The following is a 26,750-nucleotide window of genomic DNA, read 5'->3' as shown; positions in this document are numbered from 1 at the left end:
TTTGGCCCCCTACTCCCCACCCGTCCTCTGAAACGTCACTTCGGCCACCGCCCAGCCCAGCACGTTCGAGAGCTTGAACTTCCCTCCCAGCGCCCGCGCCAGGTTGTCTACGATCTGAGTTCCCAGGTGTCCCGCCGTCGCCAAGTCGAACCCCTCAGGGAGCTGATCGCCATTGTTCGAGACCCAGAACCGAATCTCGCCGTCGTGCTCCTCGACCGTGATGTGCACCTCACCTGAGGTGGTCTGTTGGAACCCGTGCTCGACGGCGTTTTGGATCAGTTCGTTCAGGATCAAGGCCACTTGCGTGCCTTGGGTGGTGTTCAAGTGCACATCGTCGCCGCGTACCTGAAACTGAATCTGCCGGTCCGGCGCGATCAGTGACTCTCGGTGGTGGTGAAGCAGGTTCTCGGCGAGCGTGATTAGCCCGACATGGTCGAGGTCGTCGCGGCTCAGAAGCTCGTGGACCGCCGCAATCGCCAGGATTCTGCCGAGCATGTCGTTCAGCGCCTGTTCCAGCGACTTGTATTCGCCGTGACGCATCTGGAGCCGGAGCAGCGAGGCGACTTGCTGCAGGTTGTTCTTCACCCGGTGGTGCATCTCCTGGAGCAGGGTGCTGCGCACCGCCAAACGGGCATGCTCGATGGCGATCGAGGCCTGCTTGGCGAGCGTCTCCAGGGCGCTGATCTCCTCGGGGCTGAACTGGCGCACGACGCCGGTGTAGCAGGTCAAGACTCCCAGCGGCCGGTCCTGCATGAGCAGCGGCAGGCAGATCATCGAGCGCAGCCCCTGCTCGACCGCCAGGTCGTGGCCGATGTAGTCCGGCTCGACCTGCACATCTTCCACCGCGATGGGGCGCTTTTCCTGGATCACCCTTCCCGCGATGGACTCCCCGAACTTGATCGCCCGCTTGCGCTGATAAGCCTTCGCCTGCGCTTGGGTGGCGCGCAGCACCAGTTCTTGGCGTTCCTCATCCAGAAGCCGGACCGTGCACACGCGGTAATCGAACTGCTGTGCTGTGAGGTTTACGAGGAGTTGGAGAATCTCCTCCAGATAGGGGCTCGAAGCAATGTTCCGCGAGACCTCGCTGAGCGCGCCCATGCGGGTCGACCTGGCACCGAGGCGAAACGCCCGGCGATAGAGATCGAGCACACGGCCCGTCTCCTCGACCTGCTGGACAATCTTTTCGAGCTCTTGGGGGCCGAACTCCCAAGAGTCCTCCTTATAGAGAACCGCCACGCCGAACGGCTCCTCGCCGCCGAGCGGAATCGCCGCCGCACCGTTCCACTGGTCGCTGGGAAGGCCTGGATAGTCCACGAATCTGGGGTCTTGCTTGGCCCGCGCGCGGATCAGCACGGGCTGTCCGGCGAGGTGGGCTTGCCCGCTGATGCCCACGCCCTTGCCCAGGCGGCAGCGATGGATGTAGTCGGGCGCATAGGTGCTGGCACGCAGGACCAGTCCGCCGCCCTCGGTGCCATAAAGGATGTCGCAGCCGCTCGCGCCGAGCACCTGGACGAGGTGCGCGGCCGCCTCGGCGCACACTTCGTCCTCGTTTCCGGCCAGGCACGCGCGCTGCAACAGGGAGGTCATGAAGATAGTCTACGCGGGCCCAATGGCCGTCGTGCTCATGTTCGCGGCATCCAGCACCCGCCGGGCAAGCGTCGTCACATCCTCGTTCGTCACCGCATTGACCTTCGCCACCGTTTCGTCCACCGGGATCTGGCGGCCGTAGACGAGCTCATTCTTGGCCATGCGCATCATGCGAGAGCTCATGCCCTCCAGCGCCAGCACGATGCTCCCGCAGATGTTGCGCTTGGTCCGCTCCAGCTCATCCGCTTCCAGACCGTCCGCCATCACCTTGTCGAACTCGGTCCGCACCAGCTCCTGCACCTGGCCCCAGGTCTGCGCGCCCGTGCCGCCGTAGACCGTGTACGCCCCACCTGCCGAGTACGTCAGCGAATAGCTGCCCACCGCATAGGCCAGGCCTCGCTTTTCGCGAATCTCCTGGAACAGCCGGCTGCTCATCGAGCCACCGAGCGCCGCATCCATTACCGCCATCGTGTAGAGTTCATCGTCGAAGAGACCCACGCCGTCTGAACCGATGCAGAAGTGCACCGCCTCGACGTCCTTTTTCACGAAGTTCGGGCCGGGTTCGCCCGCGGGCCGGGAGCATTCCAGCTTGCCGTCACCCGGCTCGATGCTCTCCAAGTGAGCCCGAGCCCACGAGCACACCGATTCCGGATCCACGTTCCCCGCCACGGATAGCAGGATGCTCCCGCCCCGGTACCGGCGGTCCATATAGGTGTTCAGATTGGCCTGTTTGAAGCTGGAAACCGACTCCGGCGTGCCGATGACCGGCTTACCCAGCGGGTGCTCGCCCCAGCGGCCCTGAAGGTGCAGGTCGTGCACGTGGTCGCTCGGCTCATCCTCGCCGCGCTTGATCTCCTCCAGGACCACGCCCTTCTCGCGCTCCAGCTCTTCAGGTTCGATCAGCGAGTTGCGCATCATGTCGGTCAGCACGTCGATGCCGTTCTCCACGTCGTCGCTGAGCACGCGGCAGTAGTAGCAGGTGTTCTCCTTGTCGGTGAAGGCGTTCAGGTGCCCGCCTCGCCCCTCAATGGCCTCGGCGATCTCTTTGGACGTGCGGGTCTTGGTGCCTTTGAAGAGCATGTGCTCGATGAGGTGGGTGATGCCGGCCTCGTCGTCGTGCTCGTGGCGGCTTCCGGTCTGGCACCAAAGGCCGATGCTGGCGGAGCGGACGTAGTCGACAGGTTCGACGAGCACACGCACGCCGTTTTCGAGGGTGTATTGCTTAAAGGAGGACATGGGGTTCCGTGATTATGAAGCGCAACCGCCCCATACAGCCCCCGCCCCCTCCATCAAACTACCCATACTTCAAGCTAAGGGTGCCCAGGTTCTTCGTGACGATCCGAAGTTCAGACCCCACCGCCAAGTACGCGTGCGGAGCGGTCGAGCCCATCGCCAGCAGGATGAGGTCGCCGGCCATGAGGGGCGCCGTCCGAGAGGCGTAACTGGCCAGGTCCGCCATGGCAAACGGCACTTCGTCGCTGGCGAACTGGGCTGCCTCGGCCCCGTCGATGCTCGCGGAAAAGTCGATCTTGTAGCGCGAAGCGCCCTCTTCTGGAAGAAGCGCCTCTTCTAGCTCATCGAGGGTGGTCAGTGCGGGCCCCACGGCCACTCCGATCTCATGCGATCGCACCAGCCCCTGGCTGGACGCCATCTCGTTTCGCTCGACGTCGGCGGCATAGAGCACGGCGGCGATCGTGTAGCCAAGCACCAGCCTCTCCGCCTCATCCGGCGTGATCCGGTGCGCCGCTTCGCCGATCACCACCCCCAAACAGACCTTCACCCCGATTAGCGGCGAGAGTGGCGACTCGGGAATGGCGCTCTGTGTGCCCACCATCAGCGAGGGGTTCAAGTAGATATAGTCCGGCCCCGCTTCAGCGCCGGCTTCATCCGACTGCAGCCACTCGATCAGCGAGGGTCTGGCACCGGTAAAGAGCCGGATCGTCGGGGGCCTGCCGATCGGCGCCAACAGGACGGCGTCGGTCCACTCATGAACCGCAATCGGCTGGCTGCCGTCGGTTTCGTAGACCTTTCCGCCATGGACGATGCCGGATCGAGGGGTCTCCGGGTCCGTATGGAGTTGGAATCTGCAGAGCTTCAACTTTCAAAGGGTACCTGGGGTACATTCCGGTGCGGCCAGGGACCGATTGACTAAAGGAGGTCTTTCAGGTAGGATGGCTCAACAAGCATCGGTTTGGTGGAATTCCCCATGGCGCTAAAGGTTCTGGTTTGCGACGACGAGAGGCACATTGTACGGTTGATCCAGGTCAACCTCGAACGGCAGGGCTTTGAGGTGATCACGGCCTTCGACGGCAAAGAGGGCCTGGAGAAGGTCAAATCCGAGAAGCCCAACATGGTCGTGCTCGACGTGATGATGCCGTACATGGACGGCTTCGAGGTTCTGAAGAACCTGCGGCGCGACCCCGAGACCGAGACGCTCCCCGTCATTATGCTTACGGCGAAGGCTCAGGACAAGGACGTCTTCGAGGGCTATCACTACGGCGCCGACATGTATCTGACCAAGCCGTTCAACCCGATGGAGCTGGTCACGTTCGTCAAGCGCATCGCTCAGGGCAACGACGACGACAAGAGCGGCCCCAAGCGTTACGACCTGTAGCCTCCCTATTGATTCACCACGACGGCCCCATCGGTCTCCGATGGGGCCGTCTGTTTTTGCCTCCATTTTCGAGGTTCGCCGAGCCGTGCTTTCCCGTCCATGCAATCAGAGGTCTTGTGCCCGACATGAAGCTAGCCATCTTTCGAACTCTCACTCCCTTGCTCCTCGCTTCCCTGCTGGGGGCGGCGCTCGCTCCCGCTTGGAGTGACTCCTACATTCTCAGCCAGGGCCAAGAGACCAAGCCACCCCAAGGCGCCCCGGCGACCCAGGGTCCAAAGCGCGCGCTCAAGGTTGAGGACTACGCGCAATGGGAGTCTCTTGGGGCGGCGGCAATCTCGCCTGACGGGCACTGGTTTGCCTACACCGTGAACAAGGTGGACATGGATGGGTATTTGGTGGTCAAGAACTGCGATGCGCCGCAGCAGGCACTGACGCCGCTGGGAACTGGCCCCCGCTTCAGCGACGACTCGAAATGGGTGGCGTATTCCATCCAGGTCGCCAAGAAGGATGCGGAGGCCCTGCGCGAACAAAAGAAGCCGGTCGAAAACAAGCTTGCGCTCCGGGAACTTGCGACGGGAGCGGAGAGGATCCTCGAAGGCGTTCAGTCTTGGGAGTTCACGAAAGGTGGCGGCTACCTGGTGGCCCTGCGTTACCGTCCCGCCACTCGGCAAACGGGTGGCAGCGACCTATCCATTTTCGATCTGAAGGCGGGGTCGGCTCTGACGATCGGCAATGTAGTGTCGTTCAACATCCACAAGGATGGGGGCCTGATGGCGGTTGGCATCGACAGCGGCGGGGACCAGAAGGGGGTGCAGGTTTATGACTTCGCCTTGGGAAGGCTCCGAGACGTTCGGTTCCAGAAAGGCAACCTCGGGCTGATCTCCTGGGCTGAAAAGGCGCCCATTCTGACGTTCCTTGCCGGCACCACCGACCCCAAGAAGGAGGGCGCCGCCAACGTGATCTATCGGGCCACAGGGTTCGACAAGCCTGCGATCACCGTGGCGTCGTTCGACCCCGCTGCCGATTCCAGATTCCCCAAAGGATTCCGCATCGCCGAGTTCGCCGCCCTTCAGCAAAACGAGAAGGGGGACATCGTGGCGTTCGGCATCAAGGAATGGGAGGACAAGAAAGAGGACAAGGCCAAGCCGGAGGAAAAGCCCAATGTGGACGTCTGGCACTACAAGGACTACGACCTTCAGCCCTACCAGCAGAGAGTGCTGGAGCAGACCAAGCGAGAGACCTACCTCTGCCTTTGGCGGCCCGAGACGAACACGTTCACCCAGATCGGATCGCCGGAGGTCAAGTCGGTGCGTCTGATCGGGAACTTCCAGACAGCGCTCTGGGAAAACACGGAACCGTATGAGGACCCCACGCGCCCGGGAGGAATCGAGTATTCCGATTGGTATGTTGTCGACACGCTCACGGGCCACCGCACCCGTTTCCTGGAGAAGCGCCAGTTCGGGCCAACTCCTTCTCCCGAGGGCAAGTTCCTCGCCTATTACGCGCAGAAAGCCTGGTGGGTTTACGACGTCGCCGCAGACAAGGCGCGGAATCTAACCCAGGGCATCAAGCGCGACTTCTGGGACACGGACGACGATCACACCATCAAGGAAAAGCCCGCGGCTTCGTTTCCGGTTTGGCTCAACGACGATGCAGGGCTCATTGTCGGCGACAAGTACGACAAATGGCTGTTCGACCCTGCTGCAGGAAAGGCCACCCAACTCACGGACGGCAAGGACGACCACGTAGAGTTTCAGGTTGTGAACCCGGGTTTCAGTGATGAGGGTTTGCGCATCACGGACCCCCTCTATTTACGGGCGTTTGACGAGAAGACCAAGAAGTCGGGCTATCTGCGGTTCGATCCTGGAGCAAAGGAAGGCAAGATGCTGGTGCTCGACGACAGCAGCCTCGGGCAATTGCGGCGCGCGAAGGACGTCGACCGCATGATCTTCACGATGCAGTCGTTCGAAAAGTCGCCCTCATGGCAGCTCACGAACGAGCAATTCTCGGCGATCAAACCGTTGGCACGGACCAACCCGCAACAGGCTGAGTTTCTTTGGGGCAAGGCAGAGCTGGTGGACTTCAAGAGCAAATGGGGCAAGGAGCTTCAGGGGATTCTCTACTTTCCCGCGGGCCACGAGGCGGGAAAGAGCTACCCGATGATCACCTACATCTACGAGCAGCTCTCCGATGGATTCCACAACTATGCGATGCCCAGCCCTTGGGGCAGCTACAACATGCAGCACTGGATTCAACAAGGGTACTTCGTCTTCATGCCGGACATCGCCTATCGCGACCGTCAGCCTGGCGTGTCTGCGGTGCAGTGTCTGGAGCCTGCGGTCCAGGCGGTGCTGAGCAAGAAGGTTGGCGTCGATCCGGCGAAGGTTGGTTTGGTGGGCCACTCTTGGGGCGGCTATCAAACCGCCTTTGTGCCCACTCAGAGCAACGTGTTCGCCGCTGCGGTGGCTGGCGCGCCTCTGACCGAGCTGATCACGATGTACAACAGCTTCTACTGGAACGCGGGCATCACCGACCAGGTGATCTTTGAGTCCAGCCAGGGCCGCATGGAGGTGCCCTGGTATGAGGACATCAAGGCCTATACAGACAACTCGCCGATGTGGAACGCAAAGAACCTGAACACCCCGATGATGATCGCCTTTGGCGACAGCGACGGAGCGGTGGACTGGCATCAGGGCCAGCAGTTCTACAACACCCTACGGCGCATGGGCAAGCAGATCATCATGCTGGTCTACCCCGGTGAGAACCACGGTCTGGCCAAGCGGCCAAACCAGCTTGACTACGCGCACCGGGTTCGACACTTCTTCGACGTGTACCTAAAGGGCGCCAAGCCCGAGAAATGGGTAACGAGCGGTGTTCCTGCCGTCCAGAAGGGGAAGGAAGGGGGATAGGGGGAGAACCGGAGAACCGGAGAACCGGTGAGTCGGTGAGTCGGTGAGTCGATGAGTCGATGAACTGAGAGGCGGTTGGACGTTAAGTCGGTGAACCACCTCTCCCTTCGGGGGAGAGGGACCGTGAGCGAAGCGAACGGGGGTGAGGGGGAACGGGATACGAGAACCGGAGAACCGGAGAACCGGGGAACCTGAGAATCGGGGAATCTGTGAGTCGGCGAGCGTCACCTAACGATCCGGCGGGCCAATGGCACGCCTATCATGTATCCCAGGAACCCCAGGACCGGTGAGAAAAGGACCAGATTGTGGGCAAGCTCCGTCTGCCAATAGGGTGGCACGGGAACGTGAGGGACCTGGATAATCGTCCCCGTCCGTGCGGCAAGGATGGAGAAAATCGCGACGTAGACCAGCCAGTGCAACACAGGGTCTGGAAGCATCTGAACGGCGCAGAGCCACAGGACCAGGGGCCAAAACTGCGGAAATCCCCGGTCATGCCCCACCTTCATGCCGATCCCCAAACCGACCAACAATACGCTGGCGAGATAGAGCGCCGTCAAGGGGAACAGTCCGGCCAAACGCTGATACTCGGCCTCCGGGAACGGGTCGGCCGCCATCAGGTTCATGAGATGGGCCGATTCGGCTTTCATCGCGATCGATGAGCCGAAGCCACAGAGGATGACAGCCCATGCGGCGAACCCCATCCATCGAGACGAGCGCATCTCCTTAATTGGGATGCCGATTTCGGTTGCCGCGCCGGTGAGCCGCTCCTGCAACCCGAGAGAAGCGACATATCTGCGAAACGGGATGCCGAAGCAGATCGGGATATTGAAGCGAAAACGGTAGCGGACGTTCGCCAGCGTCAACTCGGCGCCATGCCGCATGAACTCGATTAGCTTGATCCTGTCCCAAGGCGCGAACCAGATGGTCCAGCGGCGATCAAACAGAAAGAGCCGGATCCCTTCATCTGAGATGTCCAGCCGTTCGGTGCACTGCCAGATGATCACCGAGAAGGCGACGAAAAATGGCAGCCACGTCTTGGTGAGGCAATCAATCCACGAGGATGTGTAGACCATCCCGAACGGCTCGGCAACGATCCAAAACGGGACGAGTCGGCCAAGCGGGCCAACCAAACACCCGAACAAAACGAAAAGCAGCCAGGCCGAAACGACAAGCGTCGGAATCCCGAAGCGCGACTTCGCATGCAACCCAAATGATTTTCCGGGGAAGCCATCCTCGCCGGGCGCAGAGCTTCCGAAATCGCCGCGAAGGTCTGACACAAAAAGGAGCCGTCGTGTCGCCAAGGCGGCAACAGACAGGGCCACAAGTGCCGAGATATTCCTCGGAACGTCTATTCCCAGCGTGAAGAGAATGCGGTCCCAAAGGGTCCGCGGCTCACCCATGAGCTCATCGAAAACGAACCCGTAGCCCTGCGGCATCCTTGAAAACTCGTCAACCATCGAAGCCAAGACCCCCACGATCGCCGCGAGGGCCCAAGCAGGAGCTCTTGGCGAGCGCTGTTTACAGAAACGCAGAGCGATCCCCAGCAGGATGGCGGAGGCTACCCAGTGCCAGTAAATCTCAAAGGGCGACGGATCGCCTGTTTCCAGGTCATACCATCCAAACACGATCCTCCAAAGCGGTAGGAAGGCGAGGAGGGCCGAGGCGACAAAGCCGACAAGCAGCAGCATGGTGAACCACCGTACGGCTCTTGGCGGACCTTCGAGCTTGTCCTGAAGTTCCATGTGCCCTCTTCTGGCAAGACGAGACCATGGAGGCCTCGGTTGCACCGTGGAGTGAAGTGAAGACAAGACTTGACCGACATAAACTCACCCGCCCGTGCCCTGAGACCTGCACCCTGAACACTGAACCCCATCCCCCAGATTGGCCCTCGTCAAGTAACCTATGCCGATGCGCGTTGGGATCGTCGGCCTCGGCCTGATTGGCACCTCCATAGGCTTGGGTCTGCGGAAATGGGCCTCCGTCTATGAGATCTACGGCCATGACGGGCTGCCTGAACATGAGTCCATCGCTGCCCAGACTGGTGCTGTCGACGTCTGTATTCCGCTTGAAAAGATCGCCCAGTGCGACCTCGTGTTCGTCGCCGTGCCGCCGGACGCGGTCATCGCCACGCTGAGCTTCATCGAGAAGTTTCGCGGCGAGGCCACGATTGTCAGCGACTGCGCCGGAGTGAAGTCCGAGATCGCGCGTTGGGCAAGGCCCCGTGGCCGCCGGCACTGGCTCGTACCGGGGCACCCGATGGGAGGCACCGAGCACTCGGGCCCTGCGCACGGGGACCCCGACATGTTCGCCGGGAAAGCCTGGATCCTCACGCCGCCCAGGAACGGCGGGCAAACCGCTTACTACACGGTCGAGGCTGCCGTGAAGGCGCTCGGTGCGATCCCGATCCGGGTCGAAGCCGGCGACCACGACGCCCAAATTGCCTTGGTCAGCCATCTTCCCCACATCCTCGCCGCAGCGCTGCTGATTCAGGCCGACCGCCCCGCGGTTCGGGTGCCCTCAGGGGGTTCATGGCGGGACGCGACGCGTGTTGGCGGTAGCAACCCGGAGCTTTGGACCCAGCTCACGGCAAGCAATCGCAAGGAGGTAATTCGCGCGCTGAACGGCCTGATCAAGGAGCTGACGGGAGTGCGCTCGGCCCTCTACAGGCGAAACCTTCCGTGGATGCGCACGTTCTTTGCCCGGGCAGCGGAAGCGAAGCGAAAGGGGGCGGGCAATTGAGGCTCGTCGTCCAGCGTTCGGGACCGCTTCGGGGCGAGATCCGCCCCCCATCCGACAAGTCCCTCACCCATCGCGCGTATATGTTCGCTTCGATTGCGGATGGGCCTTCGGAGATCTCGAACCCGTTGACGGGAGAGGACTGTGAGTCCACGGTCCGATGCATGGAGGCGCTTGGGGCAAGGATCGAGTCTGTTGGCCGCGCCAGAAAGGTCTTTCCTCTGCCAGCGCTGATGCAACCCGAGGGCGAACTCGATTGCGGCAACAGCGGCACCACGATGCGGCTTCTCAGCGGGATCGTAGCTTCGTACCCGATCGACGTCACTCTGGTCGGGGACGCCTCGCTCAGCCGGCGCCCAATGAAGCGAATTGCCGAACCATTGAGGCTGATGGGCGCCAAGGTGTATGGCGACGTGCCCCCTTTGCGGGTTGCGGGTTCCGGCGAGCTGAAAGCCATCGACTATCAGAGCCCCGTCGCCAGCGCACAGATCAAGAGCTGCGTGCTCTTGGCGGGGCTTAGGGCGCAAGGCCAAACTTGGGTTACCGAGCCCACGTTGAGCCGCGACCACACCGAGCGGATGCTGAGGGCGTGTGGAGTTGAGGTTTCCTCCGAGATCTTGGCTCAGGGCGGGCACCGAGTCGGAGTCAAAGGCTGGTCTCGACCCTCAGGGTTTCAACTCTCTGTGCCGGGGGACATTTCGAGCGCTGCCTTCTGGTTGGTGGCGGCGGCGATGGTCGCCGGATCGTCAGTGCGGCTGGCAGGTATTGGCGTCAATCCGACCCGAACGGGGGTTCTCGACGTCTTTGGGCAAGCCGGGCTTCCCATCGGACAGGCGCTCCTCGCGGAGGCCCTCGGCGAGCCAGTGGCAGACCTCGAGGTACTCCATGGCGAAGGCAAGGGGTTTCGGATCGAGGGGGAGTTGGTTCCGCGCCTTATCGACGAGATCCCCGTACTCGCAGTGCTTGCCACACAGCTTCACGGGGAGAGCGTCATTCGGGACGCGAGGGAGCTTAAGGTTAAAGAGAGCGACCGCATCGCGAAGGTGGTGGAGGGTCTGAGGTCGATGGGCGCCAAGATCGAAGCTCTGGATGACGGCATGGCCATCGAGGGTCCGGCCCCGCTTAGCGGAACGAGAATCCAAGCCGACGGTGACCACCGCATCGCGATGGCCTTTGCCATCGCAGGTCTGATTGCTGAAGGTGAGACCGCCATCGAAGGCGCCGAAAGTATCGCAACCAGCTACCCAAACTTCCTCGACGACCTCGCGAGGCTGCAATCATGAAGCCTATCGTCATCGCCATCGATGGCCCAGCGGGAGCGGGAAAGTCGACGGTTGCGATGCTCCTGGCAAAGCGGCTTCATCTGCGCTATCTGGACACCGGGGCGATGTACCGGTGCGTTGCTTTGGCGGCTTCGCGCCAGGGCTTTGGCAAGGACGATGGGGGGCCGGCTTCTGAAATCGCCAGGTCCATAAGCATCGACTTTGCAGAGCCCCCAGCAGATGGCGGAGGCATTGGGGCGCAACGCGTCCTACTGAACGGCGAGGACGTGTCGGAGGCGATCCGCACGCCCGAGATCGGTGAGCTGGCTTCTGCGCTCAGCGCGCATTCGGCTGTGCGCAGGGAGCTGGTCCGCCTTCAGAAAGAGATCGTGTCCCACGGAGGCGTCACGCTTGAGGGTCGGGACACGACCACGGTGGTCGCGCCGAACGCCGAGGTCAAGGTGTACCTCACTGCCGATCTTCGGACTCGCGCCAAGCGCCGCCTCGCCGAGTTTCAGGCAAAGCAACCGGGCATCACGCTTCTGGAGGTCGAGGAGATGATCGCGACCCGGGACCATCGCGATTCGACCCGCGAGGACAGCCCGCTTCAGGTTGCCGAGGGCGCGATTGTCCTCGACACCAGTGGCATGACGATCGAGGAAGTGGTCGAGGCTGTTATGGGCCTTCATTAGCGGGTGGCCGCTCGCTCCAGGGCCCGGGTCCTCATTGGTCTTCCTAGTCTCCAGGTTGTAAGATAGTGGGTCCATGCCTCCTTCGCAATTACTTGCAGCCCCTATTGATTGGGATGTCATCGCCCCGATGGTACTGGGCATCGGGATGTTCGTGGTGCTGCCGGTGGTCGCCATGCTGCTTCGCCACCAGAAGTTCATGGCCGAACTGGTTCATAGGAACCAAACTGGAGACGCCGGGCTCCACGAGAGATTGGGCCGAATCGAAGCGGAAATGGCCATGCTTAAAGACCGGATGAACTCACAGATCCTTCACTTTGAGGAAATGAGGCGGTCCAGTTCTCTCCCACCACAGCCCGAACCCATCAGCGAACGCATCGAGAGCTAACCGGAGGCTTCAGGCTTCATACTTGGGGGTGCGGTGTCCACCTCGACTTCTCCCTCTCATGAAGTACCCTGGACGCTGCGCGGCGCCCTGAGGCCAGGGCTCTTAGCGGTCCGCGGCCATTGGCAGGCGTTCCTTTTGATCCAGGCTGCCGCACTGGGCCTGGTCATCACCTATTACCATTCCGCTTCGCTCCAGGCCCTTGCGGATGAGCTTGCCCGTATCAAGACGCGCGGTGGGCTGCCTTTCGCTTTTGTCGTCGGCTTTTTGGCCTGCAGCCTGATTCCAGAGGCGGCCAAGCTCGCCACGGGGAAACTCAGACGGTTTGACCGGGCTTGGCTCGGCAAAGTGGCCTTCACAGGCTTGGTCTACGGGATCGTGGCCGTTCAGGTGGACCTGTTCTACCAATTCCTGGCCCTTTGGATCGGCAGCGGCACCGACACCCGGACATTTCTGCTGAAGACGCTCGTCGATATGGCGCTGTTCTCGACGATCATCTCGATCCCGACGGCGGTGCTGCTTTTTGAATGGTACAAGCGGGGATTCGCCGCAAGGGCGCTCTTGGCCGAGTTGAGCCCGACCTTCTACCGCGACAAGGTGCTTCCAGCCCTCCTCCCTTGTTGGGCGTTCTGGACTCCTGTGCTGTGCTGTTCCTATTCGATGCCTGTGAACCTGCAATTCTGCTTCACGATGATCGCCGAAGCCGCGTGGAGCCTTTTGTTCGTGTTCATCGCGACTCACGAGGGATAGCAGAACCAGCAAATATACTAGTCACGATTCCTTGGTATTTTTGACAGGTCGTGTTACCCTGCCACTGAACTCTAACGCAAGTACGCGTTGAGGGCGGCTTGCGACCCTCGCAAGAGGGGCCATTTACTCAAAGGAGCACAAAAATGAATAAGCAGATCACCGCACTTCGGTGCGCAGCAGGGTTGCTGGTTTGTGGACTGGCGACGGGCGCTTTCGCCCAGGGATTTCCCAGTTGGTGGGGAATCGATGACGGCTCAACGACCAGCGCTTGCTGGGATTTTGAGAACCCAGCCGACCCGTACTTTGATTCTGTGGGGCTCAATCCCTACGGCTTGCCCCAGCCAACAGGGTTTGGCGACGTCTTCTGGGACGGCCACGACATCATCATCGACGGTACCGGCTCGGACGGAACGGCCGAGCAGAGCGAGTTCGGGTTCCGGATTGCCAATCGATTCGACCCAGACCGCCGAAAGCTGTTTTGGATGCAGTTCACCTTCAGGTACGACGGAAACATCTACGCATGGATGTCGTATGCAAACACCCAGCTGGAGGCTTGGGGCACCGTTGCCTTCGAGGACCTGAACGGCGACGGCACGCGCTGGCGCTGGACCATGGAAGGCAGCTTCTTCCCACAGCCGGAATGGGAGGCATTCGGCATGGGCGCCGGATTCACAGATGCCACAGGCCAGTATCATCCTGGCATCATCTTCCTTGAGGAGATGTGCTTTGGCACCCACTGCGTACTGGTGCCTGAGCCGAGCGGCATTGCGGTGCTGGCTCTTGGAGGCATGGGCCTCGCCTTGCGCCGCCGCAAGAGGTAGGCCGATCGGAATAGCGGCACGATAGCCCCAGCGCGAACACGCGCTGGGGCTTTTTGACGTATCCCTTAGGTACAACACGCCAGGCGAGGCATAACCATGGGAGCATTCTTCGGACAGAGAGATTGGGGCAGGCTGATGACAGCCATGCTCACGCCGTTCAAACCAGACGGCTCGGTCAACTTCGAAGAGGCCAAACGCGTCGCCAAGCACCTTGTGGAGACCCAGAGGAACGATGGGATCGTCGTAAGCGGCACGACGGGCGAGTCCCCCACCCTCGATGAAGGTGAGAAGCTGCAGCTCCTCGAGGTCGTTTTGGAAGCGGTCGGCGATCGAGCCGCAATCATCTTTGGGGCGGGAACCTATGACACGGCCGAATCGGTGGTGATGACGCGCGAGGCCGAGAAACGCGGCGCTCACGGGATCATGCTCGTCAATCCCTACTATTCGCGTCCTGGGCAGGCGGGGCTCTACGCCCATTTTTCGACCATTGCCCAGGAGACCAGCCTACCGGTGATGCTCTACAACATCATGCCCCGGTCGGCGATCAACCTGGAGACGCCGACGCTGCTCAAGCTGGCCCAAATCAGGAACATCGTTGCGGTCAAAGAGGCCAGCGGCAACCTCGCCCAGATCGGAGACGTCTGCCGTGAAGCGCCGGAGGGCTTTCGCGTCTACTCGGGCGACGACGGCTTGACCGTGCCGATCCTCAGCGTGGGGGGCTATGGCCTGGTGAGCGTCGCGGCCCACGTGGTCGGCGCAGAGATCCGCGACATGATCACGACATTCCTCGGCGGAGACCCTCAGAAGGCGGCGCGCCTGCACCACCGCCTGACGCCGGTCTTCCGTGCGCTCTTCAGCGCGCCGAGCCCTGTGCCGGTCAAGTACGCGTTGAGCCGATCGGGATTCGATTGCGAGTTGGTCCGATTGCCTCTGGTCGAGTTGGAGCCCCAGGAGAAATCCGTTGTCGACCGGGCCTTGGCGTCGCTCGGTTCTGCCGCCGTTTCGGTGTAGGCGCATGCGCGCAACCGACGATTAGGTCATGAAGCCCATTTTGGTGACGCTTCGCGTTCTGTGTGTGGGGGCCGGGTTCACCGCCGTAGCGCTCGATAGCGGGACGGACCTTGGGCGTCGGGCCATCCTCCTGGGAATCTGCGTCGGGTTTATCAACTGGCTCCTTGAGTCGAAGGCCTATGGATGGGTGGACAAGATGGTTGCGCTGGTCGGGTTGAGCGCTTTCCGCAAGGCTTACTCGCTGGCCGTCTTGGTGGACCTGGCTCTTTTCTACTACTTGACCATGAACCAGCACGTCGAGTCGCCCTTCGAGGCGATGTGGCTCTATGCGGTAACCGTGCCGTTGTCGGGCATCGCCCTAAGCAGCTTTCTCATTTTCTTGCGGCTCAAGGCGATGGAGCGGGCGGCTCGCTCCTAGACGCAGGGCTGCTTCCAAAGGGGGGCCCGGGCAGGACAAAACCAGACGTGACAGAATTGGGTTCTATGCCAGCCCAAAAGAGCCAGACTCCGCCTTCCCTTCCGGGCGTGCTCGATAGCGCCTCACTTGCCCGCTATCGCAAGGAATTCGAGCGCGAAGCCCGCAACCGGCAATCCATGAACGCAATCACCACGACGCCGGTGAACAAGGTCGCGCTCAACCGGGCCGCGGTCTGTGCCCTCGACAACAGCTTCAGCGTTCACCTCCCCGAGAACAAGGCCACGGCTCAGAACTCCAGCGGCAGGTGCTGGATATTTGCGGCGCTGAACACGTTCAGGGTCAAAGCCATCGCCGAGATGAAGCTGGGGGAGGAGTTTGAGCTGAGCCAGGCGCACGTCTGCTTCTGGGACAAGTTGGAGAAGGCAAACTACTTTCTGGAGAACATCCTCGTGACCTTGGAGGAACCGGTTGGCAGCCGGGTCCTCGATTATCTCCTCGCGGCGCCGATCCAGGACGGCGGCCAGTGGCACATGTTCACGAACGTGATCCGGAAGCACGGCGTCGTGCCCAAGTCGGTGATGCCCGAGACCGACTCCAGCTCAAACACGGGCCTAATGAACCACTTCGTTACTGAGCGGCTGAGGACTTTCGCCAAGGAGCTTCGAGAGGGTGCCGGCGGGAAGAGCGACGCCAAAACTCAGGCGAAGCTTCGGACGCGAAAGGATGCCATGATGGCCGAGATCTACCGGATGCTGTGCATGCACCTCGGCGTCCCACCGGAGACGTTTCACTGGCAGTGGCGCGACAAGGACCGCAACTTCCATCGCTCCGGGACGATCACGCCTCAAGGCTTCTACAAGAAATTTGTGAACATCGACCTCGAGGCGACGGTTTGCCTCATCCATGATCCGAGGCCCATGCACCGGTTCGACGAGGTCTACACGGTTCAATACCTTGGCAATGTAACCGGCGGATCGCCTGTGCTTTACCTTAACGTCGACCTTGAAACGATGAAGGCCGCTGCCATTCAACAGCTCAAGGATGGCGAGCCGGTGTGGTTCGGCTGCGACGTGGGAAAGTTCCTGGATCGAGATTCTGGCGCGATGTGCCCTGGACTCTTTGATTACTCCCAGACCTATGGCTGGGACGGGTCGGCCGGCTTGGACAAAGCGGGCCGGCTGATGTACGGACACTCCGCCATGAACCACGCGATGGTTTTTACCGGCGTGGACCTGAACGACACCGGGAAGCCCAACCGCTGGCGAATCGAGAACTCCTGGTCGGACAAAGGCGGCGACAAAGGGTTCTACCAGATGAGCGATCGCTGGTTCGACGATTACAACTTCGAGGTCGTAGTTCAGACCAAGTACGTGCCGAAGAAGTCGTTAAGGGCCCTTCAGAGGACGCCGGTGGTGCTACCTCCCTGGGACCCGATGGGGAGCCTGGCGCTGTAAGGCCGGCAGCCGTTTGGGCCTTTTGGAAGTGCTGTTTTGGCGCGGGGAACTCAAGGCGCTGACCTGCAGGCCCCCATTTGGGACGCCCGGGCAACAGGTTCTTCCTCCGTTTCCTTTTGGGTGCGCCGACAAATGAAGGGGGCTCGCCGGCAGACGCCAAGCGAGCCCCTTTTCCAGGTTTTCACTGGTCCAACCCAGTCCTATTTGCCCTTGATCATTTCATTGGCTTTCTTGATCCAAACGGGGGGGCCGCCTCGATCATAGCCGTACTGCCCGAGCACCTTTCCGGTGTGGTCGAGAAAGAGCACGGTCGGATAGCCCTCGATCTGGTACTTTTGCTGCAGTTCGGAGTTCTGCTTCTTGATGGCGGCGGGCTGAGGCTTCGACTGCGGGTAGTCGAGCTCAAGAAGAACGACGTTCTTTTTCGCCCACTTCGCGAACTCGGGCTGGTCAAACACCTCTTTGTGCAGCCTGATGCACCAGGTGCACCAGTCGCTCCCGGTGAAGTCGGCGAGGATCGGCTTCTTCGTCTTTTTTGAGATCTTCACCGCTTCGCTGTAGGACGTCAGCCACTTTAGGCCCTCCGTCGCAAGAGAAAGCGTGGCGAGCGAGGCGAGCACGAGGACCGTCAGGATTTTGGTTGGTCGCATGACCTTATTAGATGCCACTTTTGGCTCGGAAAGTTCCAGGCGCGGCTGTATCTGGGACCCTTCAGAGTTCCGGCAGTTCAGGCACAACCCAGGCAATTTGACCAGTACAACTGATATTTTTGCCAGGTCTATCTTGGCAAGTTCGGGTTATACTGTCAATATTGCTGGGTTGCAGCCGCTTTGGGTTGCTCCCTGTTTGATTGGGTGGTGAGGAAGATGGTGTATTTGCGCTCGGTTCGTTCGCTATTTTTCGTCGCGTCCTTGTCCGCTTTGACGGCGTTGTCCTATGCCGACTTCGGCGGGCCCATGTTCAAGGTCATTGCCTCCAACGCTGCCGGCACCGGCTCCTTTGAGGCTCAATACGATTCCCAATATGTGACCAACTCGGGACAGGGCTACTTCTGGTCGCTGCCTGAGCAGGTTGACATCAGGAACGACGCTCAAGAGATCATCGCCACGTTGATGGGCGCGGTCATCTACTATTCCAACGACCCTCTGATCAGCCTCGGTTTTTCGGTGGGAGCAGGCGCCTCGACGACGCACTTCTCGATTTGGTCGGCAACGATGTCGTTCGCAACGATCGCCAACCCCACGGGCCAGACGAGCGCCGGAGTCACGGTGACCGACGTCTTGGGCGATACGGCCAGCTTCACTGGCAGCGCCTCCGGAACGAATTCTTATCGCGCGCTCTACAACGGTGTGCCTGGCTCTGAGTTTCATTCGGCTCTGGCTTCTTTTGGGGTTGGTGCAAACGGCTCGCTGACGCACAACGACAACTACGGTTGGGTCAACGTCGGAGCACCGGTGAGCGACATGACGGCACATTGGGACTTCCGCTTGTCGTCGTTCGACTTTGCTGGCGGAACCTCCCGGTACGAGGTGTTGCCGGTTCCGGAGCCGTCAATGCTCGCGGCCCTTGCTCTCGGATTCGTGGGCTGTCTGCGGCGGCGGCGCTGATCCCCGCAAACTTGCTTAGGAACTCTCTGGTTCCGGGACGCTCAGTCGCGTTTTTGTGACTCAAACCCGGAACTTTTGCTAGGTCGGATCTGGCGATTGTCCCGTATACTTGACCTCACGAGATAGCACATCAATGGGTGTGCGCTCGAATTGATCGTTTCGTGGGGAGGACATGGTGAATACTCGCTTGCTTCGTACCAATATCGCTATTCTCGCTTTTGCGTCTCTGGCCGCTGCCGCCAGCGCCGACTTCGGCAACGTGATCTTCAAAGTCACGGCCACCAACAGCCTCGGCACCGGCACCTTCGAGGTGACCCGAGAGCAGGCCGGCTTCGATCCCAACAACTATACGAATTCGTGGTCGTTGGCTCAGTCGGTCGACATCAAGAACGCCGAGGGCGTCACGATCGCCACGCTCAGCAGCGGCTATGCCCGCTACGTCAACGACCCTGTCGTTGCCATTGGGTACGCGGTGTTTGCCGGCGCCACGACGACGCACTTCACGATTTCGTCCGCTCTGCTCAGCTTCCCGACCATCTCGAACGCGGTGGGCCAGACGAGCGCCGGTGTGACGATCACGGACTTCGACCAGGACGGCGCCTCATTCGGCGATTCCCGTGGCGGCGACAGCTTTTTTGCCCGCTACAACGGAATGCCTGGAAGTCTGTTCCAGTCGATGATCTCGCCGTTCTCTGTGAGTGCCGGCGGCTCCGCCACTCAATCGGCCAACTATGGCTGGGCTCCTGTGGCCGGAGCGGTCAGTGATATGCACGCCGTTTGGGACTTCGATCTCTCTGCGATGGACCTCGCCGGTGGCACCTCGCGCTATGAGATCCTGGCCGTGCCTGAGCCCGCAACGATCGCGGTCCTCGGCCTCGCCGTCGCTGCCCTCGCACGACGCCGCCGAAAGTAAGCACAAGCCTCTCCTCACGGAGATTGCCCGTTGCGCAAAGGAGATGCGCAACGGGCTTTGTGCTACCTGAGCTTGGCCCTCGCCCTTCGGGATTCTCAGCCTTCAGCCATGCCTTCGAGGCACACCTGGGTTTGCCCCTACTCGCCGGCCTGATCGCGAGAATATCGTGAAGGCGGGCTATCGTTACCTCTTGTCATCGAGGCGCACCCTCGCACCAGGCTCACGCCCAGCACGATGATGACGATCCACCAGTAGATCACGAAAGGCCCCGCCTGGAATAGCCGGCGGAAGCCGATCTTGGCTTCTCCGGCCACCGTTCTGGCTGAGATTGGCAGCTTGTTCCGGGCGCAACCCTTGCAGCGTGGACCCGCGGGGCCGATGACCACGCAGCGGTAACAGATCGCCACGCCGCACTTTCCGCAGGATAGGACGGTCATTTCGCGCGGATGGCGCGAGCAGGGCCTGGCGTCGGAGGCGTTATCTGATGGCTGCTCGACCTTCGCAAACTCCAGCCCGCACCTTCCGCAGAAGAGGTTGTGGGGCTCATTTTGTCGGCCGCAACGAGGACAAACCACGATGGATGATTATTGACCTTTGCCGGGGCTAAATCAAGTTCGGACCAAAATACTGCTTACCGGCCCAATCTCGTGGCATACGGAGGAATTGTTGTCGCGGCAATCGAATACCCGTCCCATGACTTCGTTAACCGCTCTCCTATTTGGGGTTTCTCTCGCCGCGCAACCCCTGGCTCCCGCCGTAGAGACCGCCAACTGGAAGCTCGCCGACAAGTTCACGAACGAGTTCATCCGGCAGTACACCTACAGCACCGCGGTGACGCCCGGTTGGCTCAAGGACCAAGACAAGTTCTGGTACCGGTGGCAGGATCGGGAGGGCGTCAAGTTCTATATCGTCGACTGCAAGGCGCGCAAGAAGCAGCCGCTCTTCGATTCCAACAAGATGGCGGCTCAGCTTTCGGAGCTTGGAAAGAAGCCCTACGACATCACCAATTTGGCCATCACGACGCTCACGTTTTCGGATAAGGGAGACACCTTCACGTTTACGGTCGACGCCAAGCGGTATGAGTACGATATTGCCAAAGGGACACTCAAGCTCTTAGGCGATGCACCTGCCGGTGGAGCCGCTCCGGCAGGCGGGCCCCCGGGCGGGGGGGGTCGCGGTGGCGGGAATCGTGGCGGCCAAGGTGGCGGAGGTGGTCAGGGCGCCAATGCCGCAGATGGCTTCCGGAACTACTCCCCGGATCGAAAGGCCTACGTCTACGCCCTTGACCACAACCTCTATTTCGTCGAAGTGGCCGACGAGAAGAATCCGGTCCAGCTCTCCAAGGACGGCGAGCGCTATTTCAGCTTTGGCAGCTATGAGGATCGCCAGCAGTTTCAGCAGTTCCAGCAGCAACAGCAGCAACAGCAGCAACAGCAGATCGAGGACCTGGTGCAAGGCGGAACCGGCCAGCAGACCAACCAGCCGCCGGAGCGCCGAGTGAGAGCCAACGTGACGTGGTCGAAAGATTCGAGCATGTTCTATGTGACGCGGAGCGACTCGCGCAAGGTCAAGGAGCTGTTCTTGGTCAACAACCTGGCGCAGCCTCGGCCCACGCTCTCGCAATATCGTTATGCAATGCCCGGCGAGGCCGACGTCACCCAGACCGAGCTCTTCACATTCGATAAAGCCGAGAAGAAGCTAAAGACGGCCAACGTGGGCAAGTGGCAGGATCAACGGCTCATGAACATGAGTTGGAATGGAGACTCCAGCCTCATGCGGTTCTGCCGGCGCGACCGGCTCCAGCGGAACCTGGACTATTGCGAATACGACCCGAAGGCGGGCTCGGTGAAGGTGCTTCTCTCCGAGTCGATCGAGCAGGCCAATCTTGAGGTGCAGGCGCCACGGAGGCTCAAGAACGGCGATTTCATCTGGTGGTCTGAACGGACGGGCTGGGGGCATTACTATCTCTACGGGCAAGACGGCAAGCTGAAGAACGCGATGACGGAAGGACCCTCGCGGTTCGACCAAATCGCTGAGCTCGACGAGGACAAGGGTACGGCTTGGGTTCGTGGCGTTGGCCGCGAGGAGGGAGAGAACCCCTACTATCGCCATCTGTACCGGGTCAGCCCTGACGGCAAGAGCATTACGCTTCTCGATCCTGGAAACGCCGACCACAACTCCGTGCTCGCACCCAGCAAGAAGTTCGTCGTGGACAACTACTCGCGGGTGGACCTTGCGCCCGAATCCGTGCTTCGAGACGAGAACGGCAAGGAGCTTCTGCCGCTGGAGAAGGCCGACCTGAGCCGGTTGTATGAGACGGGCTGGAAAATGCCGGAGACTTTCGTGGTCAAGGCGGCTGATGGGGTCACCAACATCTACGGCAACCTGTGGAAGCCGTTTGACTTCAACCCGCACAAGAGCTATCCAGTGATCGCCCACGTCTATCCGGGACCTCAGACCGAGAGCGTTGCCTCCACGTTCTCGGCTTCCGCCGGCGACCAGCGGCTCGCACAGCTTGGGTTCATCGTGATCCAGATCGGCAATCGGGGCGGCAACCCCGCGCGATCCAACGCCTATCAGAGCTACAGCTACTTCAACCTGCGCGACTACGGCCTTGCCGACAAGAAAGCCGGCATCGAGCAGCTCGCGAGCAAGTACGCCTGGATTGACATCGAACGGGTCGGGATCTACGGGCACTCCGGCGGGGGATTCATGACCGCCGCGGCTCTGCTCTTGCCGCCTTACAACGACTTCTTCAAGGTCGGTGTCAGCTCATCCGGCAACCACGACAACAACATCTACAACGACAACTGGAGCGAGCAGTACCACGGCATCAAGGAAACCAAGGTGCCGAAGAAGGACAAGGACGGCAAGATCATCCCGCTGGAGACCGAGACCAAGCTTGAGATCAAGGTGCCGACGACGGTCGAGCTCGCAGCGAACCTGAAGGGCAAACTCCTCCTCGCGACGGGCGACATGGATAACAACGTCCACCCGGCGAACACCTACCGGCTCGTGGACGCGTTGATCAAAGCGAACAAGCGGTTCGACTTCATCCTGTTCCCCGGTCAGGCGCACGGGTATGGGCCGATGCAAACCTACTTCAGCCAGATGACCATGGAGTATTTCGCCGAGCACCTGCTGGGCGCGAACGACCGCAAGAGCGCCGAAATGAAGGATCATGGGGGGAAGGGTTGACGGCTCTGCAGGGGTTTCGCTTCGCTCAACCCCTGGCTACTTTCTGCTGACCCCGTTGGGGTCAAACCCCGACCGTCCTGCTGGAAGTCGTTTTTCAGCAGACCCTTTGGGTTCAAGGCGTTTTGGTGGATGGTTGTGGTTGGGCTGCCGGTGGTGAACCTGGTGCGGGTGGGCCTGAGAGCACGACGAGGTAGCCGGCGAGGGCGTCGATCTCTTCGGGAGTGCCCACCAGCGGAGGCATGTACTTCCTGTACGGGGAGTCCTTTGGCGGGTTGTGGAGCATGGCGAGGAGCTTCTTGATCGCATCCTCGTTTCGCGCCTGCAGGAGCCGTCTCATTGATCGGTAGCCGTCCACGGTGTGGCAGCTCATACACTCGCCCCGGAAGATGATCTCGCCCATTTCTGCGCGCCCCATGTGCTCTTCCTTCCAGAGCGAGCCTGTCAAATATCCGTCCCGGTTCAGCTTCTGAACGTCCCTCACACGGACCCCATTGCTATACATGTGCTCGCCGATCACATAGGGTTTTCGAACCATTTCGCGGGCGAATTCTGTGGATGCCGTCGCCACGGCGGCGAGCGCCAGAATGGAGATGGCATGCCCCAGCGAAAAGTCGCGCGGTGATCGATAGGCGAAGAAATAGACGACACCGCCGATGGTGAAGGTCGTCAGGATGGTCAGCATGGCGATCCTTGTGACCTGGGTGAAGGCTCCTGAGCCGATGGTGGACATCCCAAGCTCCAGCAGGCTTCGGCTCTCCGCCGACATCGCCAAGAGCATCCATATGAGGGCAACCGGCATCAGGAAGAAGATCGGCGTGAGCCACTTGGCAGACCACCGAACCATATGGACCTTTGTGTTTTGGAGTCCCGGATCGGACACCATCGAATAGCTGATGAGCGCGTAGATCCCAGCCAGCGCGGTACACGCTAGGCTCCGCATGATGAGCGACGGGACATAGGTCGGATTGAAGAAGGCAAACCAGAACTTGGAGGCCTCCTGCCCGGTTCCAGCCACCTCGAGCCAGGCGCCACCGGGGGTGAGCATGAAGGAGAGGATTCCGTTGATGATGACCAGCGTCAGGAACGACGCGATGGCGTAGAGATAGCCCACCTTGAGATGAAGCTCACGGGGGATGCGATTCCAAGTGAAGTAGTAGACCGCCGCTGCCGCGAGCTCGACCACGAAGAACACCCACTCGATCGCCCAGCCGAAGAGGAAGTTGTGGATGAGGGTCGAGGTCGCTTCGGGGTGCACCAAGCCGATCGAGAACCAGATGCCGACGCCCGAGATGGCGCCAAAGACGCTCGTGAGCACGAGGAAGAACCTGGAATGCTTCATGAGCACGGGCAGCCACTCTTCCCTGCCTTCCCTGTAGAGCTTCGATTCGGCCATCGGGAGGTAGAGCCCTCCGCCGACCGCGAACCATGCGATGAGCACATGGAAGATCGCGACGATGCCGATGACCCACGGTCCGCCGATAATTGGAACATCCCAAACTGGATAATTCATCTGTTATCTCCTACTGCACTCCCAGGTATCCCCAGGCGGACGTCCCGACCAGAATGAACAGCGCCAGCAGTCCGAAATAGGTCGCACGCTTGGCCCGCTGGGCGCCCTTGCTCTTCACGTCGTAGAACGGAATCAGGATCCAGAGCACCATGCCGAGGGTGAAAACGGACATGCCGATTACCTCGCCCGCTGCGCCGGGAATCAGCTTCCCGATGAGCTTGAGGGTCTGGAAGGGGCTCATGAAGTACCACTCGGGGTGGATGCCTACCGGCGCCGGCTTGAGCGGGTCCGCAGGTTCGCCGAGCTGCCAGGGGAACATCGCGGCGAGGAGCGCGATCACGTTCAGAGCGATCAGCCACATGGCCAGGTCTTGCATCAGGAAGTTCGGGAAGAACGGGATGGACTTCCTATCGGTCTCGGGCTTGGCCTCCTCGCTCTCCGGCAGGCTGTTCCCATGCTTCTGCACCATCCACAGGTGCGCGAGCAGGAAGGGGATGAAGACCATGGGGAGGATCACGGTGTGGAGCGCGAAGAACCGCTGCACCGTGAATTCGGTGACGTCGATACCTCCGCGAAGGATATCGGCGACCGCAGGGCCGATGAACGGCAGCGACTTTGGGATTTCGAGACCTACTTTCGTGGCGAAGTAGGAGAGCATGTCCATCGGCAAGAGGTAGCCGCTGAAACCGAAGGTCAAACCCAACAGTAGCAGGACAACCCCGCTGAGCCAGAGGAATTCGCGCGGTTTTCGGTACGCCTTCATGAAGTAGACCGAGAACATGTGCACGAAGATCGAGACGATGAAGATCGACGCTGCCCAGTTGTGGGTCGAGCGGATGAGCCACCCGAAGTTCATCTGGTACGTAATCTGCCGGACGGATTCGTGGGCTTCCGGACCGGGCCGGTAATAAACCATGAGCAGGATTCCGGTCACCACTTGGATGAGAAAGCTGAAGAGGGATATGCCGCCCCAGAAGTACCAGAAGCTGTGCTTGTGCTGCGGCACTGCCTTCTGAGACGCATATTGCAGAGTGTCCTGCAGGCCTAGTCTTTCGACGATGTACGTGCTGACCTTTGCCATGGCTAGATCCTTGTTACCGTTGCCAGTCCTTTGGACATTACGAGGTTGTATTTCATGAGCGGCCGGGGCGGCGGCCCACCCACGTTTTCGCCGGTCTTGGGGTCGTACTGCCCGCCATGGCACTGGCAGGCGATTCGCTCGCGGGCGGCATCGTAACCGACCGTGCACCCCATGTGCGTACAGACCGCTTCAAAGGCCGACCAGGTGTCGTCGGCGTGGTGGATGAGCATGGCCGGCCTGGGCCCAAACTTGAACATGAGAATCGAGCCCTTGGGCAGCTTGCCGGCGTCTTTGAGAGTGACCTCCTTAATCGCGGCAAGCTCGGCTTCTTTTTCGACGTTGGAGTTGAGGTAGCGAAAGATGGGGTAGCCGATGGCGCCGGCGTAAGCCAGCCCCATGCCCGCAACCGCCACGCGCACAAAGGTTCGCCGAGAGGTCTCTGTGCCCAGCGCTTCCGTGGGCTCGGCGTTTAGTTTCGATTCATCCATCATTGAGCCACCTGTTCCTTCGGAGCGCTCGCGCGCTTCATCACGAGCAGCAGCCAGACGACCACCGCGAGCATCACCACGAAGAGGAAGAGGAACAGGGCGATGACGCTCCAATTGCTGAACTCTGCGCGCTGCCACACATCGAAGCCTTTTGCTTTAAGCGTGAAGTCTCGGATGCCGTCTCGGTAGATGACGGCTCCAGCGGCGCTCAGAAAGCCGGCGAGCAGGCCAACCACGGCAAGGAACACGCTCGACTTTGTCGTCAGCCCCTGAATCGACACAAGCACGGTGGCCAAGACGATTCCCACCGCGAACAGATAGCCGCCCGAGGTGTGCACGATGCTTCCCTTGATGCCCTCGAGGACCTCCGGCTTCTGCGCTTGGACGGTCTGGTAGGCGAAGAAGAGCTGCGCCAGAGCACCAATGGCCGCCATCGCCCCGCCGCTCCGGCGAAGGATGCGAGGCACGGCGTCTCCGATGTGCTTCATGTTCGAGAGCATGAGCGCCCAAAGCCCTCCGAACACCAGGCCGCCGGCCATCACGAAGAGCCAGCGCGGCATCATCGTGGGATCGGACCCTGGCCCCTGGAGTCCTGAAGGGCTCTGGAGGTAGAGATCTTTCCAAGCTTCGGGCCTGAGCATGAGGGTCATGTTCATCGTGTAAATCTGGCCAACCCCCAGCGTGACGAGGAACGCAAGCGAAGCAATAGGCCAGCCTGGCTTGCCGAGTTCGATCGCTGACGACAGGCGATAGAGCAGCCAGTAAACCAGCATCAAGAGCAGGATCACGGAGAACCACATGGCTCCGATAAGGATGCTGCTCGAATAGAGCGCCCGGCCATAGAGCACCTGGGCAAACAAGAGTGGCGGGACCCCCAGGTTGATCACGAAGGTCATCAGGACGGGGAGCCTGCGCGCTATGACAAACGAAGCCGACAGTAGGTCGGCGTTCTTTTTGGTTCTGCCGCGAAGGTTGTGGTAGATGACCAGAATCAGGCTGCCTACCAGGATCATCACAGCGGCAAAATGAAGCGCGAGGGTCACGTAGCTCAGCAGCTTCAGCAGCCAGATTGGCGCCGGTATCGGGATAGGATCGACCGCCGGGTAGTTCATCGCTACGATGGTACCGATCCACGCTTCACGGCATGATTGGCGACTTCAGGGCGCTCGCCCAGCGCAATTCTATAGCAACTATGGGCAATCTACTACGTTTCACGCGTCGGGGATGTTGACTCAATGCCCGATGAAGATACAACGAATAAATGTATAGATTGATTGAACATTCTTGACTTTTTCGTCCACTATGATGGGCGTCATA

Annotated in this window: 24 protein-coding genes; 14 read left to right on the top strand and 10 right to left on the bottom strand. The window is 60.7% G+C overall.

Going from position 1 to position 26,750, the window contains the following annotated elements; all coding sequences use genetic code 11:
• Positions 1–9: 9 nt before the first annotated feature.
• From HZC36_04910 to HZC36_04900, 3 genes are read right to left on the bottom strand one after another with little or no spacing between them, the layout of a single operon-like run.
• Positions 10–1,587, bottom strand: coding sequence for a GAF domain-containing protein (locus tag HZC36_04910; protein ID MBI5706312.1), 1,578 nt, complete (start codon positions 1,585–1,587; stop codon positions 10–12).
• A 9-nt stretch (positions 1,588–1,596) separates the two neighbouring features.
• Positions 1,597–2,823 carry an insulinase family protein gene (locus tag HZC36_04905; GenBank protein ID MBI5706311.1) on the bottom strand — a complete coding sequence of 409 codons (1,227 nt, stop codon included), beginning with the start codon at positions 2,821–2,823 and terminating at the stop codon, positions 1,597–1,599.
• A 58-nt stretch (positions 2,824–2,881) separates the two neighbouring features.
• Complete coding sequence (locus HZC36_04900; GenBank protein MBI5706310.1) at positions 2,882–3,685, bottom strand: fumarylacetoacetate hydrolase family protein; 804 nt, start codon at positions 3,683–3,685, stop codon at positions 2,882–2,884.
• A gap of 108 nt (positions 3,686–3,793) precedes the next feature.
• On the opposite strand from HZC36_04900, the gene HZC36_04895 reads away from it, so the two are divergent.
• Together HZC36_04895 and HZC36_04890 are read left to right on the top strand one after the other, a co-directional pair.
• Complete coding sequence (locus HZC36_04895) at positions 3,794–4,201, top strand: response regulator (protein MBI5706309.1); 408 nt, start codon at positions 3,794–3,796, stop codon at positions 4,199–4,201.
• A 125-nt stretch (positions 4,202–4,326) separates the two neighbouring features.
• Positions 4,327–7,110 (top strand): S9 family peptidase, encoded by a 2,784-nt coding sequence (locus HZC36_04890; GenBank protein MBI5706308.1) that lies wholly within the window; start codon positions 4,327–4,329, stop codon positions 7,108–7,110.
• A gap of 224 nt (positions 7,111–7,334) precedes the next feature.
• On the opposite strand, the gene HZC36_04885 is transcribed toward HZC36_04890, so the two are convergent.
• Positions 7,335–8,852: a hypothetical protein gene (locus HZC36_04885; GenBank protein ID MBI5706307.1), complete on the bottom strand. Its 1,518-nt coding sequence runs from the start codon at positions 8,850–8,852 to the stop codon at positions 7,335–7,337.
• 166 nt (positions 8,853–9,018) lie between these two features.
• Here HZC36_04885 and HZC36_04880 point away from each other — a divergent pair, with 166 nt between their 5' ends.
• From HZC36_04880 to HZC36_04840, 9 genes are all read left to right on the top strand, one after another.
• Entirely contained in the window at positions 9,019–9,849 is an 831-nt protein-coding gene (locus tag HZC36_04880; protein ID MBI5706306.1) for a prephenate dehydrogenase/arogenate dehydrogenase family protein, read from the top strand.
• Entirely contained in the window at positions 9,846–11,129 is a 1,284-nt protein-coding gene (aroA, locus tag HZC36_04875; protein MBI5706305.1) for a 3-phosphoshikimate 1-carboxyvinyltransferase, read from the top strand. The genes HZC36_04880 and aroA overlap by 4 nt, the downstream gene beginning before the upstream one ends.
• Positions 11,126–11,800 (top strand): (d)CMP kinase, encoded by a 675-nt coding sequence (locus tag HZC36_04870; GenBank protein MBI5706304.1) that lies wholly within the window; start codon positions 11,126–11,128, stop codon positions 11,798–11,800. Before aroA ends, HZC36_04870 begins: the two co-directional genes overlap by 4 nt.
• Positions 11,801–11,927: 127 nt before the next feature.
• A complete protein-coding gene (locus HZC36_04865; protein ID MBI5706303.1) occupies positions 11,928–12,185 on the top strand; it encodes a hypothetical protein in 258 nt (85 codons plus the stop codon).
• A gap of 33 nt (positions 12,186–12,218) precedes the next feature.
• Positions 12,219–12,932 carry a hypothetical protein gene (locus tag HZC36_04860; GenBank protein ID MBI5706302.1) on the top strand — a complete coding sequence of 238 codons (714 nt, stop codon included), beginning with the start codon at positions 12,219–12,221 and terminating at the stop codon, positions 12,930–12,932.
• Between the two features lie 143 nt (positions 12,933–13,075).
• On the top strand, positions 13,076–13,753 hold the full coding sequence (locus HZC36_04855; protein ID MBI5706301.1) for a PEP-CTERM sorting domain-containing protein: 678 nt from the start codon (positions 13,076–13,078) through the stop codon (positions 13,751–13,753).
• 96 nt (positions 13,754–13,849) lie between these two features.
• The gene (dapA, locus tag HZC36_04850; GenBank protein MBI5706300.1) at positions 13,850–14,764 is read left to right on the top strand and encodes a 4-hydroxy-tetrahydrodipicolinate synthase; all 915 of its coding nucleotides are present in this window, start codon (positions 13,850–13,852) and stop codon (positions 14,762–14,764) included.
• 28 nt (positions 14,765–14,792) lie between these two features.
• A complete protein-coding gene (locus HZC36_04845) occupies positions 14,793–15,182 on the top strand; it encodes a hypothetical protein (GenBank protein MBI5706299.1) in 390 nt (129 codons plus the stop codon).
• Positions 15,183–15,247: 65 nt separating this feature from the next.
• The gene (locus HZC36_04840; protein MBI5706298.1) at positions 15,248–16,636 is read left to right on the top strand and encodes a C1 family peptidase; all 1,389 of its coding nucleotides are present in this window, start codon (positions 15,248–15,250) and stop codon (positions 16,634–16,636) included.
• A 200-nt stretch (positions 16,637–16,836) separates the two neighbouring features.
• Here HZC36_04840 and HZC36_04835 read toward each other — a convergent pair whose 3' ends face one another.
• The gene (locus HZC36_04835) at positions 16,837–17,286 is read right to left on the bottom strand and encodes a thioredoxin family protein (GenBank protein ID MBI5706297.1); all 450 of its coding nucleotides are present in this window, start codon (positions 17,284–17,286) and stop codon (positions 16,837–16,839) included.
• A 216-nt stretch (positions 17,287–17,502) separates the two neighbouring features.
• On the opposite strand from HZC36_04835, the gene HZC36_04830 reads away from it, so the two are divergent.
• On the top strand, positions 17,503–18,243 hold the full coding sequence (locus HZC36_04830; protein ID MBI5706296.1) for a PEP-CTERM sorting domain-containing protein: 741 nt from the start codon (positions 17,503–17,505) through the stop codon (positions 18,241–18,243).
• 187 nt (positions 18,244–18,430) lie between these two features.
• Positions 18,431–19,156, top strand: a complete 726-nt coding sequence (locus HZC36_04825) for a PEP-CTERM sorting domain-containing protein (GenBank protein MBI5706295.1) — start codon at positions 18,431–18,433, stop codon at positions 19,154–19,156.
• Positions 19,157–19,293: 137 nt separating this feature from the next.
• On the opposite strand, the gene HZC36_04820 is transcribed toward HZC36_04825, so the two are convergent.
• A complete protein-coding gene (locus tag HZC36_04820; GenBank protein MBI5706294.1) occupies positions 19,294–19,731 on the bottom strand; it encodes a hypothetical protein in 438 nt (145 codons plus the stop codon).
• A gap of 118 nt (positions 19,732–19,849) precedes the next feature.
• Between HZC36_04820 and HZC36_04815 the strand changes: the two genes are divergently transcribed.
• Positions 19,850–22,354, top strand: coding sequence for a S9 family peptidase (locus HZC36_04815; protein MBI5706293.1), 2,505 nt, complete (start codon positions 19,850–19,852; stop codon positions 22,352–22,354).
• Positions 22,355–22,466: 112 nt separating this feature from the next.
• Here the strand turns inward: HZC36_04815 and HZC36_04810 are convergent, their stop codons facing one another.
• From HZC36_04810 to HZC36_04795, 4 genes are read right to left on the bottom strand one after another with little or no spacing between them, the layout of a single operon-like run.
• Positions 22,467–23,864 (bottom strand): cytochrome ubiquinol oxidase subunit I, encoded by a 1,398-nt coding sequence (locus HZC36_04810; GenBank protein ID MBI5706292.1) that lies wholly within the window; start codon positions 23,862–23,864, stop codon positions 22,467–22,469.
• 10 nt (positions 23,865–23,874) lie between these two features.
• Positions 23,875–24,945 carry a cytochrome bc complex cytochrome b subunit gene (locus HZC36_04805; protein ID MBI5706291.1) on the bottom strand — a complete coding sequence of 357 codons (1,071 nt, stop codon included), beginning with the start codon at positions 24,943–24,945 and terminating at the stop codon, positions 23,875–23,877.
• Positions 24,946–24,947: 2 nt separating this feature from the next.
• Positions 24,948–25,436, bottom strand: coding sequence for a Rieske (2Fe-2S) protein (locus tag HZC36_04800; GenBank protein MBI5706290.1), 489 nt, complete (start codon positions 25,434–25,436; stop codon positions 24,948–24,950).
• Positions 25,433–26,545: a hypothetical protein gene (locus tag HZC36_04795; protein MBI5706289.1), complete on the bottom strand. Its 1,113-nt coding sequence runs from the start codon at positions 26,543–26,545 to the stop codon at positions 25,433–25,435. Before HZC36_04795 ends, HZC36_04800 begins: the two co-directional genes overlap by 4 nt.
• Positions 26,546–26,750: the final 205 nt, after the last annotated feature.

Source organism: Armatimonadota bacterium (genome assembly GCA_016223145.1).
Taxonomy (GTDB): domain Bacteria; phylum Armatimonadota; class Fimbriimonadia; order Fimbriimonadales; family Fimbriimonadaceae; genus Nitrosymbiomonas.
The sequence above is the reverse complement of the archived record's forward strand: the minus strand, read 5'-3'. Positions and strand labels throughout refer to the sequence as shown.

What these genes read in the sequence shown, in the direction of transcription:
- HZC36_04910 (MBI5706312.1), bottom strand. Translation starts at nt 1,587, where the DNA reads ATGACCTCCCTGTTGCAGCGCGCGTGCCTGGCCGGAAACGAGGACGAA.
- HZC36_04905 (MBI5706311.1), bottom strand. Translation starts at nt 2,823, where the DNA reads ATGTCCTCCTTTAAGCAATACACCCTCGAAAACGGCGTGCGTGTGCTC.
- HZC36_04895 (MBI5706309.1), top strand. Translation starts at nt 3,794, where the DNA reads ATGGCGCTAAAGGTTCTGGTTTGCGACGACGAGAGGCACATTGTACGG.
- HZC36_04890 (MBI5706308.1), top strand. Translation starts at nt 4,327, where the DNA reads ATGAAGCTAGCCATCTTTCGAACTCTCACTCCCTTGCTCCTCGCTTCC.
- HZC36_04885 (MBI5706307.1), bottom strand. Translation starts at nt 8,852, where the DNA reads ATGGAACTTCAGGACAAGCTCGAAGGTCCGCCAAGAGCCGTACGGTGG.
- HZC36_04880 (MBI5706306.1), top strand. Translation starts at nt 9,019, where the DNA reads ATGCGCGTTGGGATCGTCGGCCTCGGCCTGATTGGCACCTCCATAGGC.
- HZC36_04870 (MBI5706304.1), top strand. Translation starts at nt 11,126, where the DNA reads ATGAAGCCTATCGTCATCGCCATCGATGGCCCAGCGGGAGCGGGAAAG.
- HZC36_04865 (MBI5706303.1), top strand. Translation starts at nt 11,928, where the DNA reads ATGGTACTGGGCATCGGGATGTTCGTGGTGCTGCCGGTGGTCGCCATG.
- HZC36_04855 (MBI5706301.1), top strand. Translation starts at nt 13,076, where the DNA reads ATGAATAAGCAGATCACCGCACTTCGGTGCGCAGCAGGGTTGCTGGTT.
- dapA (MBI5706300.1), top strand. Translation starts at nt 13,850, where the DNA reads ATGGGAGCATTCTTCGGACAGAGAGATTGGGGCAGGCTGATGACAGCC.
- HZC36_04845 (MBI5706299.1), top strand. Translation starts at nt 14,793, where the DNA reads ATGAAGCCCATTTTGGTGACGCTTCGCGTTCTGTGTGTGGGGGCCGGG.
- HZC36_04840 (MBI5706298.1), top strand. Translation starts at nt 15,248, where the DNA reads ATGCCAGCCCAAAAGAGCCAGACTCCGCCTTCCCTTCCGGGCGTGCTC.
- HZC36_04835 (MBI5706297.1), bottom strand. Translation starts at nt 17,286, where the DNA reads ATGCGACCAACCAAAATCCTGACGGTCCTCGTGCTCGCCTCGCTCGCC.
- HZC36_04830 (MBI5706296.1), top strand. Translation starts at nt 17,503, where the DNA reads ATGGTGTATTTGCGCTCGGTTCGTTCGCTATTTTTCGTCGCGTCCTTG.
- HZC36_04815 (MBI5706293.1), top strand. Translation starts at nt 19,850, where the DNA reads ATGACTTCGTTAACCGCTCTCCTATTTGGGGTTTCTCTCGCCGCGCAA.
- HZC36_04810 (MBI5706292.1), bottom strand. Translation starts at nt 23,864, where the DNA reads ATGAATTATCCAGTTTGGGATGTTCCAATTATCGGCGGACCGTGGGTC.
- HZC36_04805 (MBI5706291.1), bottom strand. Translation starts at nt 24,945, where the DNA reads ATGGCAAAGGTCAGCACGTACATCGTCGAAAGACTAGGCCTGCAGGAC.
- HZC36_04800 (MBI5706290.1), bottom strand. Translation starts at nt 25,436, where the DNA reads ATGATGGATGAATCGAAACTAAACGCCGAGCCCACGGAAGCGCTGGGC.
- HZC36_04795 (MBI5706289.1), bottom strand. Translation starts at nt 26,545, where the DNA reads ATGAACTACCCGGCGGTCGATCCTATCCCGATACCGGCGCCAATCTGG.